Origin of the sequence: Sphingomonas sp. BK069, from assembly GCF_014193405.1 — a bacterium.
Taxonomy (GTDB): Bacteria; Pseudomonadota; Alphaproteobacteria; order Sphingomonadales; family Sphingomonadaceae; genus Sphingomonas.
Map to the genome: position 1 here is coordinate 176,252 of NZ_JACHZH010000001.1, position 13,800 is coordinate 190,051.

Annotated in this window: 6 protein-coding genes; 5 read left to right on the forward strand and 1 reads right to left on the reverse strand. The window is 70.1% G+C overall.

What is annotated here, in order from left to right:
* Window positions 1-6: 6 nt before the first annotated feature.
* Window positions 7-1,245 (reverse strand): efflux RND transporter periplasmic adaptor subunit, encoded by a 1,239-nt coding sequence (locus tag FHY02_RS00835; protein ID WP_183919600.1) that lies wholly within the window; start codon window positions 1,243-1,245, stop codon window positions 7-9.
* Window positions 1,246-1,550: 305 nt separating this feature from the next.
* Here FHY02_RS00835 and FHY02_RS00840 point away from each other — a divergent pair, with 305 nt between their 5' ends.
* From FHY02_RS00840 to FHY02_RS23245, 5 genes are all read left to right on the forward strand, one after another.
* Window positions 1,551-3,692, forward strand: coding sequence for a BamA/TamA family outer membrane protein (locus FHY02_RS00840; protein ID WP_183921355.1), 2,142 nt, complete (start codon window positions 1,551-1,553; stop codon window positions 3,690-3,692).
* The gene (locus FHY02_RS00845; RefSeq protein ID WP_183919601.1) at window positions 3,692-7,942 is read left to right on the forward strand and encodes a translocation/assembly module TamB domain-containing protein; all 4,251 of its coding nucleotides are present in this window, start codon (window positions 3,692-3,694) and stop codon (window positions 7,940-7,942) included. Before FHY02_RS00840 ends, FHY02_RS00845 begins: the two co-directional genes overlap by 1 nt.
* 147 nt (window positions 7,943-8,089) lie before the next feature.
* Window positions 8,090-9,586: an NAD(P)/FAD-dependent oxidoreductase gene (locus FHY02_RS00850; RefSeq protein WP_183919603.1), complete on the forward strand. Its 1,497-nt coding sequence runs from the start codon at window positions 8,090-8,092 to the stop codon at window positions 9,584-9,586.
* 569 nt (window positions 9,587-10,155) lie between these two features.
* Window positions 10,156-11,385: an EAL domain-containing protein gene (locus FHY02_RS00855; protein WP_311731658.1), complete on the forward strand. Its 1,230-nt coding sequence runs from the start codon at window positions 10,156-10,158 to the stop codon at window positions 11,383-11,385.
* Window positions 11,370-13,766 (forward strand): ATP-binding protein, encoded by a 2,397-nt coding sequence (locus tag FHY02_RS23245; RefSeq protein WP_183919605.1) that lies wholly within the window; start codon window positions 11,370-11,372, stop codon window positions 13,764-13,766. Before FHY02_RS00855 ends, FHY02_RS23245 begins: the two co-directional genes overlap by 16 nt.
* Window positions 13,767-13,800 lie beyond the last annotated feature (34 nt).

The window sequence follows — 13,800 nt, forward strand, 5'->3', positions numbered from 1 at the left end:
GAGCGGTTAGCCGGCCTTGCCTTTGGCCGACGACATCTTGTCCATCTGCTCGGGGGAGGGCGCCTGTACCTTCTGCGGCGTGTCGGCCGGCACCGGCTGGAGCGGCGTCTTGGGCTTCACGTTAGCGAGGCCCTGGGTGATGACCTTGTCGCCGGCCTTGAGCCCGTCGATCACGACCCAATAGGCGCCCTGCGTCCGCTCGGCGGTGATGGTGCGCTGCTCGGCGCGGTTGTTCGCGCCGACGACGTAGAGGGTCGCGTTGCCCTTGGGATCGCGGGTGATCGCCGTCTGCGGTACGAGGAAGGCGTTCTGCTGGATCGACTGCGAGAAGACCGCGCGGACGAACATGCCCGGCAGCAGCAGACCGTTGGGGTTGGGGAAGCGCGCGCGCAGCGTCACCGTGCCGGTGCTGGGATCGACCACCACCTCGGCGAACTCGACCGCGCCCTTGATGCCATAGTCGCTTCCGTCCTCGAGCTTCAGCGTCACCTCGGCGCGGGCGGGCACCGCGCCGCCCGAGGCGAGGCTGCGGCGGAGGGCGAGCAGGTTGGCGCTCGACTGCTGAATGTCGACGAACATCGGGTCGAGCTGCTGGATCGTCGCGAGCGGGTCAGTCTGGGTCGAGCTGACCAGCGCGCCGACGGTGAAGAGCGAGCGGCCGATGCGGCCGGTGATCGGCGCGGGCACGGTGGTGAAGCGCAGGTTCACGCGCGCGGTGTCGAGCTGCGCGCGGTTGACCGCGATCGTCGCCGCCGCCTGGCGCTGCGTCGCCACCGCGTCGGTATAATCCTGCGCGCTGATCGCCTCCATCTGCGCGAGCGGCTTGTAGCGGTCGGCGCGGATCTTGGCGGCCTCGTAGGTCGCCTGGGCGTTGGCGACGTTGGCGCTCGCCTGGTTGGCGCTGGCGCGATAGAGCGAGGGATCGATCTGGTAGAGCGGTTGGCCGCGCTTGACGATCGCGCCCTCGGTGAAGAAGCGGCGCTGGATCACGCCAGAGACCTGGGGACGTACCTCCGAGCTCTGATAGGCGACGGTACGGCCGGGAAGCTCGCTGGTGGTCGGCACCGACGTCGGCTGGACGACGACATAGCCGACCGTGACCGGGCCCGACTGGCCCGGCGCGCCGCCCTTCTCCTTGGCCTTGGCCGCGTCACCCCCGCCACCGCCGCAGGCGGCGAGCGCGAGCAGCGCAGACGCCGCCGCGCCACCGATGACCTGGCGGCCCGGCCGAACCTCGATACGCATTCTCAGTCTTATCCCCGCGAGAGACTTCGGGCTGCCCCGGCGCCTAACCGCAATTTGTCGCAAATGTTTCGCAAGGGTGCCAGAATTTTCACGCCGCCGACCGGCTTTGGTGATCAGAGAGCGGTCGAGGCGGCAGCGTTATGAAACCGATCCCGCGCTGGCTCGTTGCAGGGTGACGGGGGCTCAGCGGAACGCCGCATGCCTCGGCTAAAGGGGCGTAGTACTTGTCTTTTTCCGTTCGTCGCTCACGCCTCCTGCTCGCCACCGCGGGTATGGCGCTGGGCTGTGCCGCCGCGCCGGCACAGATGCAGAAGCCCGGCACGGCGCCCGCGCAGGGTCCCGACTCGCCCAAGCCGGCCGACACCGCGCCGGCTCCCGACAGCACACCGATCGTCCCCGAAGCGGAGTTCGACGCCGCGCTGCCGCCGGTGTCTGGCGACCTGAACGCCCCGCTCGAACCCATGCCCGCCGACACCGCTGCCCCGCCGGCGCCGACCACGACCGACCCCGCTCAGGCTCCCGCTCAGGCGGCGGCGCAGCAGCCGATCACGCCCGGCACGTTGCCTCCCGCGCCACCGCAGGACCCGCAGCTCGCCCAGCCGCTCGAGCCGCTCTCCACCTTCAACACCGCGCCGCTGCAGGCCGTCGCCGACCCGGCGAGCGGCGATCAGCCCGACGTCCGCTACGCCAGCGAGGTGCAGGGGCTCGACCCGCTCGGTCTCAAGGATGAGTTCGACTCGCTCTCCGCGCTCAAGAAGGGCGGCGGCAAGGCGGACAATGCCACCCAGGTCTCGGCGCGCGCGCGCGAGGACGAGCAGCTCGCGCTGCGGCTGATGAAGTCGCTCGGCTATTATGACGGCACCGCGGTGGCGACGGTGGAGACCGTCGCGGGCACGCCGGCGAGACTGCGCGCGCTGGTCACCGCCTCGCCGGGCCAGCAGTACAAGCTCGGCAGCGTCACGGTGAAGGCCGACGCCACCCAGCCGCCCGAGCTCGTTCGCCGCGAGCTGCCGCTCAAGGTTGGCGACCCGATCGAGGCGGCGCGAATTCAAGGTGCCGAGGCCAATGTCAGCCTGCGCCTGCCGCAGCAGGGCTATCCCTTCGTCAAGGTCGGCGAGCGCGACGTGCTGCTCGACGAGCAGACCGGCAAGGGCGACTACACGCTGCCGGTCGACACCGGCCCGCGCTCCTCCTTCGGCGTACTGCGCACCGAGGGCGACCCGGTGTTCGATCTCAAGCACCTCAACGTCTTCCCGCGCTTCGACCAGGGGCAGCTCTACGACGCGCGCCTTACCGACGACCTGCGCGAGGCGCTGGTCGCGACCGGGCTGTTCAACGGCGTCGGGGTCGAGCCGGTGCGCACCGGCGTCACCGCGGCGGACGGCACCGAGCAGGTCGACCTGCTGGTGCGGCAGACGCGCGGGCCGGCGAAGAGCCTGTCGGGCTCGGTCGGCTACAACACCGGCGAGGGCGTCAAGGCGGAGGCCAATTTCACCAATCGCAACCGCTTCCCGCCCGAGGGCGCGCTGATCCTCGGCGTGATCGCGGGCACGCAGCAGCAGGGCCTGTCGGTCGGGCTGCGCCGCCAGAACGCAGGCAAGCGCGACCGCACCGTCAGCCTGCTCGCGAGCGCCAACCACTCCAGCTACGACGCGTTCGACGCCTTCACCGGCACGCTGTCGGGCCGGGTGAGCTATGACTCGACGCCGATCTGGCAGAAGAAATTCACCTATGCCTATGGCTTCGAGCTGGTCGGCACCAACGAGAGCGTGTTCGACTTCGACAAGTTCGACCGCGACCGGCGCACCTACGGGGTCTTCGCGCTGCCCGGGCAGGTGCTGTTCGACACCTCGGACGATCTGCTCAATCCCACCCGCGGCTATCGCCTGAAGCTCAACGTCAGCCCCGAAGTGTCGGTCTCGGGGCAGACCAAGCCCTATGCGCGCACGCTGATCGAGGGCACGGCCTATTATCCCGTGAGCGACAGCCTGGTAATCGCGGGCCGCGCGCGCGCGGGCAGCATCTTCGGCATCGCGCGTGACGACATAGCCCCGTCGCGGCGCTATTATGGCGGTGGCGGCGGCTCGGTGCGCGGCTATGGCTTCCAGCGGCTCGGGCCGCTCGAGCCGGTCGCCTCGCTCACCCCGGACTCGAGCGGCAACGTCGATCGCGCCGACCTGCGCCCGCTCGGCGGCCGCAGCATCAACGAGTTCGCGCTCGAGGCGCGCTACCGCTTCGGCAATTTCGGGATCGTGCCCTTCGTCGATGCGGGCAACGCCTATGAGAGCAGCCTGCCCAAGGGCAGCGACCTGCGCATCGGCGCCGGCATCGGCGGCCGCTTCTACACCAATTTCGGGCCGCTGCGCGTCGATGTCGCGACCCCGCTCAACCCGCGCGAAGGGGACGGCAAGATCGCGCTCTATATCTCGATCGGGCAGGCATTCTGATGGCCGAGGACACGCTCCCGACCGCCGGCGAGACCGTCGTCGTCCACCGCCCTCTCTGGCAGCGCGTGCTGAAGTGGGTCGGCATCGCGCTCGCCGCGCTGGTGCTGCTCGTGGTCGCGATCGTGCTGGGGATCAACACGGATCCCGGCCGTCGCTTCGTCGCCGACAAGATCGGCGGCTACACCACCGCCTCGGGCCTCAACATCAAGGTCGGGCGGATCGACGGCTCGCTGTACGGCCAGCTCCGGCTCAGCGACGTGCGGGTCAGCGATCCCAAGGGCGTGTTCCTGACTTCGCCGCGGCTCGACCTCGACTGGCGGCCGTTCGCCTTCGCGCGCAACCACGTCGACGTGCGCAGCGTCTCCGCCGACCTGATCACGCTACGGCGCAACCCCGAACTCAAGCCGACGCCGACCACGCCCGAGGACGAGAACGCGCCGCTGCTGCCCGATCTCGACATCGACATCGACCGGCTCCACGTCGGCCGTTTCGTGATGGAGCCGCCGGTCGCCGGCGCGCGCCACGTCGCGCGCTTCGATGGGCAGGCGCACATCGCCGACCGCCGCGCGCAGCTCGTCGTCGACGCCGCGACGCTGCGCGCCCCCGGCGTCGCGGGCGGCGACGTCGCGCGGGTGCGGCTCGACGCGGTGCCCGACGACGACAAGCTCGACCTCGACGTGCGGCTCACCGCGCCCGCCAACGGCGCGGTGGCGCAGCTCGCCGGCCTGAAGGCGCCGCTCACCGCCACGCTCGGCGGCAAAGGCAGCTGGAAAGCGTGGCAGGGGCGCCTGCTCGCCAACCTGGGCGGCGGCGAGCTCGCCAACCTCGCGATCTCCGCGCGCGACGGCCATATCGAGGTGCGCGGCCCGACCCGGCCGGGCCTCTATATCGAGGGACCGGTGGAGCGGCTGACCGCGCCGGCGCTCACCGTCGCCGCCGACGTCACGCTCGCCGAGCGTCGCGCGGACACGCGGATCAAGCTCACCTCTCAGGCGCTCGCGGTCGATGCGGGCGGGCTGCTCGATCTCGCCAACAGCCGCTTCGGCAATTTCGCAGTCGACGCCAAGCTTTTGACCCCGGGCGCGATCATGCCGGGCGTGAGCGGGCGCGATGTGCTCGCGCGCGTTGTGCTCAACGGCGCCTTCGCGACCCCGACGGTCGACTATAAGATCCGCGCCGCCGCGCTCGGCTTCCAGCAGACCTCGGTGCAGGACCTGTACGCCGAGGGGCTGGCGCGCGTGAACAGCGATCGCATCCTGGTGCCCGTCCACGCGCGCGCGCGCCGCATCGCGGGGCTCAACGCCGCGCTCGGCGGGCTGACCACCAACGCGCGGATCGACGGCGACCTCGCGATCGCCATGCCCAACATCCTGTCCGACAACCTGCGCATCCGTTCGGATACGATCGACGCCACCGCGATCATCGCCGCCAACACCGCCACCGGCCGCTACACCGGCGGCTTGCAGGGGCGGGTCAACAACTTCCGCGTCGACAGCGTCGGCGTGATCAACGTCCAGACCGACGCCAAGCTCGTGCCCGGACCGAACGGCGGGTTCGGCATCACCGGCAAGGTCGCGCTCCAGACCAAGCAGCTGTTCAACGCCGGCGTCCGCAACTTCCTCGGCGGCAACGCGGTGATGAGCACGCGCTTCGGTTACTCGCCGACGGGCGTGGTGACGTTCCAGAGCCTGTCGCTCAACGCGCCGCAGTTCCGCGTCACCCGCGGGCAGGGACGCTTCGATCCCGCCAACGGCGCGCTGCTGGTCGACGCCGACGCCTACTCGACCCAGTACGGCCCGCTCTACGCGCGCGTGACCGGCTCCTCGACCGCGCCGGTCGTGCGGCTGCGTGCGCCGCGGCCGGGCGTGGGGATCGGCCTTGCCAACCTCGATGCGCGCGTGGTCGGGCGCGGCGGCGCCTATCAGGTCAACGCCAGCGGCGGCACCAACTACGGCGCCTTCACCGCCGACGTGCTGGTGACGCCGGGCAACCAGCTCGCGGTCGACATCCGCCGCGTGCTGTTCGCCGGCATCGACTTCGCCGGCCGCGTCGTCCAGACCGCCGCCGGGCCATTCGCGGGGCAGGTGCGCTTCGCCGGCAACGGGCTCAACGGCAATGTCGCGCTCGGCGCGCAGGGCAAGTATCAGCGCGCCAGCGTCGACGCGCGCGCCGCTGGCGCGACGATCCCGGGCATGGCCGGCTTCAGCATCGGCCGCGCGATCGTCACCGCCGACGCGGTGCTCTACGACAAGCCGCAGATTGTCGCCGACGCGCAGGTCGCCAACCTTCGCTACGGCGCGACGCTGCTCCAGACCGGACGCGTCAAGGTGAACTATCGCGACGGCGCGGGCACCGCGCAGGCGCTGTTCACCGGCTCCAACGGCGTGCCCTTCCGCCTCGCGGTTAACTCGCGCCTGTCCCCCAGCCTCTATCTCGTCGCGCTGAGCGGCGCAGCGAACAACGTCGCGTTCCGCACCGCGCAGCCGGCACGGATCGTGCCCGCGGGCGGCGGCTACCGGCTCGAGCCGGCGCGGCTCGACTTCGACAAGGGCTCGGTGCGGCTCGCCGGTCGGTTCGGCGGCGGCGCCACGCAGGCGCAGATGCGGCTCGACCGGCTCGACCTGTCGCTGATCAGCGCGCTCGTGCCCAATCTCGGCGTCAACGGTCAGGCGACCGGTAGCCTCGACTATGTCCAGGACAAGGGTGAGGCGTTCCCGCGCGCGGACGCACGGCTCAACGTCACCAACTTCACCCGATCGAGCCTGGTCGCGGTGTCCGAGCCGGTCGACGTCGTCTTCCAGGGACGGCTGTCGAGCGCGGCGGGCGAGGGGCGCGCGTTGATCAAGCGGGCCGGCACCCCGGTCGGGCGGCTGGTGGCGACGCTCACCCCCACCGGCGGCGGCAGCTGGACGACCCGGCTGATGCAGGGGCCGCTCGGCGGCGGCATCCGCTACAACGGGCCCGCGGGGGTGCTGTTCAGCTTCGCGGGCCTGGCGCAGCAACAGCTGACCGGGCCGATGGCGATCGCGGCGGACTTCGGCGGCACCGTGTCGGCGCCGCGCGTGGTCGGGCTGATCCGCGCCGACAACCTCACCTACGACAACGAGGCCTATGGCACGCGCCTGACCAATATGAAGATCGCGGCGCGCTTCAACAACGACCGGCTCGAACTGCAGCAGATGCAGGCGCGCGCGGGGCAAGGAACGGTGCAGGCGTCGGGCAACGTCGGGCTCGCCGCGGCGCAGGGGTTCCCGCTCGACGTGCGCGTAGCGATGCGCGACGCCCAGCTGGCGCGCTCCGACGCGCTCGGCGCCACCGCCAGCGGCGACATTCGCATCCAGAACAGCGCGAGTGGCGGGCTGATCAGCGGCCAGATCAACGTGCCCAACGCGCGTTACGAGATCATCCGTCAGGGCGCCGCAGAAGTGCCAGAGCTCACCGGCGTGCGCAAGAAGAGCGAGGTCCTCGCCCAGCAGGCCGCCGCGGCCGCGGCGAAGGCGGCTGGCCAGCCGCCCGCTCCCGCCTCACCGCCGGGCCTGTTCAAGCTCGACCTGCGCCTCCGCGCCGATAACCAGCTCTACGTCTCGGGGATGGGGCTGGAGAGCGAGTGGCAGATGGACATGCGCGTCGGCGGCACCTCGGCGGCGCCGGTGATCAACGGCGGGCTCGACCTGGTGCGCGGTACCTACTCCTTCGCGGGCAAGCGCTTCGAGGTGGAGCGTGGGCAGGTGCGCTTCCGCGGCGGCGCGCTGACCGACCCGGACATCAACATCCTGGCGACCACCACCAACGACAATGTCACCTTCAACATCGCCATCACCGGCACCGGCCAACGCCCGCAGATCGCCTTTACCTCGACGCCCTCGCTGCCGCAGGACGAGGTGCTGAGCCGCCTGCTGTTCGGGACCAACCCGGAGAATCTGTCGGCGACCGAGGCGATCCAGCTGGCCAGCGCGCTCAACTCGCTGCGCGGCTCGGGCGGCGGGCTCAACCCGCTCGGCAAGCTGCGCTCGGCCACCGGCTTCGACCGTCTGCGCATCCTCGGCGCGGACGAGGCGAGTGGGCGCGGCTCGGCGCTGGCCGCGGGCAAGTATCTGACCGACGACATTTACGTCGAGATCGTCACCGACGCGCGCGGCTTCACCGCGACGCAGCTGACCATCGCGCTGACGCGGGCGATCAGCGTGCTGTCGCAGGCGGGATCGTTCGGCGGGTCGAATGTGCAGCTGCGCTACTCGCGCGATTTCTAGCGCGCGCGAGTGGGGCCGGGCGGCGTGGCTCGAAAGGGCGCCCGCTCCCCTCACCGCCGCCACGCCGAACTTGGTTCGGGATCCACCGTGCCGCACACGCAGGAGCGGCGACACCTGCGAGACGGGGGATCCTGAAACGAGTTCAGGATGACGCCAGAGGGCGGGAGAGGCGCGGTGGAGCGGTACGACGTCATCATCATCGGCGCCGGCCTCTCGGGGGTGGGCGCGGCCTGCCAGTTGCGGCGGCGGCTGCCCGACCGGCGTTTCCTGATCCTCGAGGCGCGACACGCGATCGGCGGCACCTGGGACCTGTTCCGCTATCCCGGCATCCGCTCGGATTCGGACATGCACACGCTCGGCTATGCATTTCGCCCCTGGCGCGCCGCCGAGGCGATCGCGGACGGTCCCGCAATCCGTACCTATATCGAGGACACCGCGCGCGAGGAGGGCGTCGCCGAGCACATCCGCTTCGGTCATCGCGTCACCGCGGCGGATTGGTCGAGCGCCGAGTCGCGCTGGACGCTCACGGTCGAGCGGGAGGGCGCACCGCCGCTGACGCTCGCGCTAGCCTGCGACTGGCTCCACGCCTGCACCGGCTATTACGCCTACGACCGTGCGCATCGACCCGCATTCGCCGGAGAGGATGAGTTCGCGGGCACGATCGTCCACCCGCAATTCTGGCCCGAGCGGCTCGACTATGCCGGCCGCCGCGTCGCGGTGATCGGCAGCGGCGCGACCGCGGTGACGCTCGTGCCCGCGCTGGCGCGGACGGCGGCGCATGTCACGATGGTACAGCGTTCACCCAGCTACGTCGTGTCGAGGCCGGCGCGCGACCGCGTCGCCGACCGTCTGCGGAAGTTGCTCCCGGAACGCGCCGCTTATGCCCTGACGCGCTGGAAGAACGTGCTGCTCGGCCAGTTCTTCTATCGGCTGGCGAGAAGGCGGCCGCGTGGAGTCGCGCGGCGGCTCATCGCGATGGTGCGTCAGGAACTCGGCGCGGACTATGACGTCGCGACCCATTTCACCCCGCGCTATGATCCCTGGGATCAGCGGCTCTGCCTCGTACCCGACGGTGATCTCTTCGTCGCGCTGCGCGAGGGGCGCGCCAGCGTCGCCACCGGAACCATCGAGCGTCTCACCCCGGACGGTCTGCTGCTGGTCGACGGCACCCGTATCGCGGCTGAGATCATCGTGACCGCTACCGGCCTCGAGATTTTGCTACTCGGCGGGCTCGTTTTGTCCCGAGACGGGACGATCATCGATCCGGCCGGGTCGCTTCAGTACAAGGGGATGATGCTGTCCGCCGTGCCGAACTTCAGCTTTGCCTTCGGCTATACCAACGCCTCGTGGACGCTGAAGGCGGACCTCGTCGCCGCTTATCTCTGCCGGCTGCTCCGCGCGATGCAGCGGCGCGGGGCGGCGAGTGCGACGCCGCGGGTGCGGGTCGGCAGCGTCACCGAAGTGCCGTTCGCGGATCTGAGCTCGGCTTATATCCAGCGCGCGCTGTCGTCGCTGCCGCGCCAGGGGCACCGTAGGCCATGGCGGCTCAACCAGAATTATGCGCTCGACGTGCTGGCGCTACGCTTCGGCTCGGTTGCCGAGGAAATCGAGTTAGCCGCGGCCGATACCGGCGCCCGGGCATAGATTTCACGTCATCGAATACTTAGGCCCGGTGGCGGCGACCAAGTCGCGGCGCGCGCCGGGCCTATGATCTGCTTACCAGGGACGGATCGTCGTACCGACGAAGCCGACCAGCGCGAGAACGAAAGCGAGCATCGTACTTCTCCGGTTACCAGGGGCGGATGGTGGTGCCGACAAGGCCGACCAGCGCGAGAATGAAAGCGAACATCACGAGTCTCCGATTACCAGGGACGGATGGTGGTGCCGACGAAGCCGACCAGCGCGAGAACGAAAGCGAGCATCGATCTACTCCCGATTACCAGGGGCGAATGGTGGTGCCGACGAAACCGATCAGCGCGAGAACGAATGCGAACATGGGTCTTCTCCCTATTTATTGCTCAACCCCCCCGAAGGGTAACGCGCAGGTAACGCTTTTTTCACCACGTCTCAACGGCATTAACCAGCGGTTAACCCAAAGTGGGACGTACTTAAGCTATTCATTAAGCTGGCAGGCCTAGGGTGGCTCCGAAATGGATATGCCTTGCCTCTCTGAGCCGTCGGTACCGGACGGCGCCGCGCCCGGGAGTCAGCCGGTGACCGCTCGCCACCGTGGGGAACTGCTGGCGCGACTGCGTGACTTCGCCGTCGTCCGGCGGTCGCTCGGGGCGGGTGCGGCGGGCGAGTTGGTGTCCGACGCGGCGGCGCGGCTGGCCGCCACGCTGCCGCTGGCGCAAGTCCTCGCAGTAGGGCAAGATGTGATACGTGTGAGGTGCGGTGGCGCGCTCGACGAGGTGGAGCATGTTTCAGCGGCAGTGCGGGCCTTCTTCGATCCGGCGGACGAGCGGTGCGACGATGCCGCGCGTCTCGGCTGGGCGGTGGGCAGCGCGATCGCCGCGCCCGAAGTCGACGACGTGACGCTCGCCGAGACCAGCGAGGCGGCTTTGGTGCAGGCGCTGGCGTCCCTCGAGAGCGAGTCTGCCGGCGCGGCGCTGGTCGCCGGCCAGGATCTGGCCAGCGAGCTCGATCGCGCGCTCGCCGAGGACGAGATGGAGCTGTTCTACCAGCCCAAGCTCCACGTACGCCAGCAGGTGATCAAGAGCGCAGAGGCACTGATCCGCTGGCGTCACCCGACACGCGGGCTGATCCCGCCCGCCGATTTCATCCCCTTGGCGGAGGAGCGCCGCCGCGTCGGCCCGCTCACGTTATGGACGGTGCGCCGCGCGATCCAGGACCAGCGCCGGCTGCGGCGGCTCGGCCACGACGTGCGCATCTTCATTAATATATCGGGGCAGGTGCTGGCCGACTCGGCCTTCGCCGAGGCGGTGTGCCACTATCTCGCCGCGGCGCCGGACGCGCGGTTGGGCTTCGAGATCACCGAGACCGCGGTGATCCGCGACCCCGAGGGCGCGATCACAAATCTCCAGCGCTTCGCCGCGATCGGCATCACCGTGTCGATCGACGATTACGGCGCCGGCCTGTCGAGCCTGGCCTATCTGAAGCAGCTGCCCGCGCGAGAGCTGAAGATCGACAAATTGTTCATCACGGGCATCACCAGCTCGCATCGCGACCCGCTGATCGTCCGCTCCACTATCGACCTCGCGCACGCGCTCGACATGGAAGTGGTCGCCGAGGGGGTCGAGACGCACGCGGCGCTGGCGCTGCTCTCGGTGATGGGGTGTGACATGGTGCAGGGCTATGTGCTCAGCCGTCCCGTCGAGCTGGAGACGCTCGCGGGTTTCCTCGCGGAGGAGCGTCATCACCGCGCCTCGGCCGACACGCGCGCCTCGTTCACGCGACTGAGCGCGACGTGGAAGCGCGCCTGAGGCGGCTCGTCGCCGCGGTCACGGTGGCGTTCGCCCTCGTCACGGGGGCGGCGGCGGCGTCCGGCCAGGACCCGCTCGTCGCGCGTGTCCAGCAGCAGATGCTGGTCGACCCGCGCGGTGCGATCGCGTTGGTGGAGCAGGCGCGGCAACCGCTCGGGTCGGCGGCGACCCGCGCCGACTACACGCGCTCGGCGACGCTCAACTGGCTTGAGGCCGAGGCGTATACGCGAATCGATCAGCCGCGCCGCGCGTTGCAGCTGCTCGCGGTGGCACAGCGCCAAGTCGAGAAGGCCGATCACGGCGCGCATCTCGCCGCGGATATCCTGCTCTCGCAGGGTGGGGCGCTGACCGATTCGGGGCAAATCACCGAGGCACTCGGGGCGCTGCAACACGCGCACGATCGCTACGTCGAACTGCACGATCAGCGAAGCCAGGCCAAGGCTTTGACCTATATCGCGCTTCTCTACCGCAGCGCCAACGACCATGCCACGGCGCTGCGCTACTTCTCCGAAGCGTCTGAGCGCTATTCCGACGATCCGGGGCTGACCGTCGCGGTCGAGAATGGCCGCGGCCAATCGCTGACGGCGCTCGGGCGGTATGCGGAGGCGGAGGCGGCGTTTCGGCGAACGGTCGGGGCGGCGACGGCGCTCCGCAGTCCGCTCGCGCTCGCGCAGGCGCTCAGTGGTGTCGCCGAGGCCGAGCTGCGGCAGGGGCGGATCGAGCGAGCGCGTCAGACGATCGAGCGCGGGCTCGCGCTGACCCGGCAGGACGGTGCCGAGGTGCAGCGGCCGCAGTTCGTCGCGCTCGCCGCCGAGGCCGCATTGGAGGCCCGCGACCTCCCACGTGCGCGCGATCTGATCATGGAGCGCTTCGCCGGCGTCGATCCCGAGAGCACGTTGATCGCCGATCGCGACGTGCACGACATCGCCTATCGCATCTACGTCGCGAGCGGTGATCCCGCCGCCGCGCTGACGCAGCTGCGCGCGGTCAAGCGGCTCGACGACCAGGCGACCGAGATCGCCCGCTCGAACAGCGCCGCGCTCGCCGCCGCGCGCTTCGATTATGCCAACCAGGAGCTGCGGATCGCGCGGCTCAAGGCGGCCGATCTCGCCAGGTCGGTGGCGTTCGAGCGCCAGACCGCGCACACCCAGCGGCTGCTGCTCTACGGCACCGTCGCGGGTACGCTGCTGATCATCGCGCTGCTCGCGATCGGCCTGTTCACGATCCGGCGCAGCCGCAACGAGGTGCGCGCCGCCAACGCCGACCTTGCCGCGAGCAACAGCGAGCTCGCCAAGGCGCTGCGGGCCAAGACCGAGTTCCTTGCCACCACCAGCCACGAGATCCGTACCCCGCTCAACGGCATCCTCGGCATGACCCAGGTCATGATCGCCGACGCGACGCTCGACCCGCTAACACGCGACCGGCTCGGCATCGTGCATGGCGCCGGCGTGACGATGCGCGCGCTGGTCGACGATATCCTCGACGTCGCCAAGATCGAGACGGGTCGGATGACGATCGAGACCGTGCCGCTCGACCTGCGCGCGGTGCTCGCCGAATCGACTCGGTTGTGGCGCGACCCGGCGCGCGCCAAGGGGCTCGCGTTCGACGTCGACGCCGACGCCGCGCCGCATTGGATCATGGGAGATCCCGCGCGCCTGCGGCAGATCATCTTCAACCTGCTCTCCAACGCGGTGAAGTTCACCCCGGCGGGGCATGTGGCACTGCGCGTCGCGGTCGAGGGCGGGCGGCTGCGCGTGACGGTGGCGGACAGCGGCATCGGCATCGCCGCCGGGGCACAGGAGCTGATCTTCGAGTCGTTCCGCCAGGCCGACGCTGGGACGACGCGTCAGTTCGGGGGCACCGGCCTCGGGCTCGCGATCTGTCGCAACCTGGCCCGCGCCATGGGCGGCGACGTCACGGTGACGAGCGCGCTGGATGCCGGGGCGACCTTCGTGCTCGATCTGCCCTGTATCGCCGCCGCGGGGGTCGAGGAGCCGGTCGAGGCGATCGCGCTGGTGATCGTCGAGCGCAACCCGATCACGCGCGCCATGTACAAGAGCCTGTTCGAGGGGCGCGGTGCTATCCTGTTCGCCGAGGGCCACGCTGACGCGGCCGCCGCGGCAGTGGCGCAGGCGCGCCCGGAACGCGTGCTGGTGGACGCCGCCTCACTCGCGCCCGGCCATCTGGGCGAGCAGCTGGCCGCGATCGCCGCCGCCGCCGACGGGGCGCCGATAGCGCTGCTCGCCACCGCCGAGATCGCCGCGCGGCGCGTGGAATGGGCCGCGTCAATCACCCAAGTTATCGAGAAACCGGTAGCCAAGAAAAGCCTGGTCGCGGCAGTGCTGGCGATGCCTCGCGCGACGGTGCGCGACGCCGCATGATGTGATAGGGATCAACAAGTGAGAGAAGCCGGGT

Coding starts and splice junctions, on each gene's coding strand:
- FHY02_RS00835 (WP_183919600.1), bottom strand. CDS start 1,245: ATGCGTATCGAGGTTCGGCCGGGCCGCCAGGTCATCGGTGGCGCGGCG.
- FHY02_RS00840 (WP_183921355.1), top strand. CDS start 1,551: ATGCAGAAGCCCGGCACGGCGCCCGCGCAGGGTCCCGACTCGCCCAAG.
- FHY02_RS00845 (WP_183919601.1), top strand. CDS start 3,692: ATGGCCGAGGACACGCTCCCGACCGCCGGCGAGACCGTCGTCGTCCAC.
- FHY02_RS00850 (WP_183919603.1), top strand. CDS start 8,090: ATGACGCCAGAGGGCGGGAGAGGCGCGGTGGAGCGGTACGACGTCATC.